Source organism: Komagataeibacter xylinus NBRC 15237, assembly GCF_001571345.1.
In the GTDB taxonomy this organism is placed as follows: Bacteria; Pseudomonadota; Alphaproteobacteria; order Acetobacterales; family Acetobacteraceae; genus Komagataeibacter; species Komagataeibacter xylinus.
The window spans coordinates 1-819 of the sequence record NZ_BCTP01000139.1 but is presented as its reverse complement, the minus strand read 5'-3'; the positions used below and the strand labels follow the sequence as shown (position 1 = coordinate 819).

Annotated in this window: 1 pseudogene; it reads left to right on the top strand. The window is 57.8% G+C overall.

The window, feature by feature from the left end:
* Window positions 1–29 precede the first annotated feature (29 nt).
* Window positions 30–809, top strand: a pseudogene (locus GXY01S_RS17815) (IS5 family transposase).
* Window positions 810–819: the final 10 nt, after the last annotated feature.

The following is an 819-nucleotide window of genomic DNA, read 5'->3' as shown; positions in this document are numbered from 1 at the left end:
GGACTGCATAGCTGTTTATAATGAGCATGATGCAGTCTGTCTTTTCTGATGCCGCATGGTCCGTCTGGGAGCCTTTGATCGAAGAAGTCCGTCCGAAGGGGAAGACCCCACCGAAGAACCTTCGACGAACGATCTCCGCGATTTTCTGGCGCCATCAGAATGGCGCGAAATGGCGCGCCCTTCCGCCTGAGTTTGGCCCCTGGTGGATTGCCGCACAATTGTTCATTCGCTGGTCGAAGCTTGGGGTGTGGCAGCGTCTCTTTTGAAAAGGTAAGAGGCGCGGACCCGGAATTAGGTATGGTCTTTCTCGATGGCACGACGATCCGTGCTCATCACAAGGCGGCCGGGGCCGCCAAAAAGGGGGATACAGAGGATGCCTCAGGGATCGTGAGGCGCTTGGCCGCTCACGTGGAGGCTTTGGCACCAGGGTCTGCGTAGCGGCGGATGGACATGGCCGGGCATTGTCCTTTACACTGTCGCCCGGACAGGCACATGAACTGCCATCCGCTTATGTCCTACTCGACGACCTGCCCCGCCCACCGACCTATGTCGTCTGTGATCGCGGATATACCTCGCACAAATTCCGTGAATATCTCTGGGACCGGGGATCTCGTCCGGTCATCCCGCCAAGGAAGAATGATCCGGAAGTCGCCTGTCCCAGATGGGCTTACAGACACCGACACCTGGTCGAAAACCTGTGGGCAAGGCTCAAGGAGTGGCGGGCTGTCGCGACCCGATATGAGAAAACCGCGGCATCCTTCCTCTCTGTCATCCTCATCGCTGCTACAGCAGACTATATCAAGGCCTAACAGGCCCTAG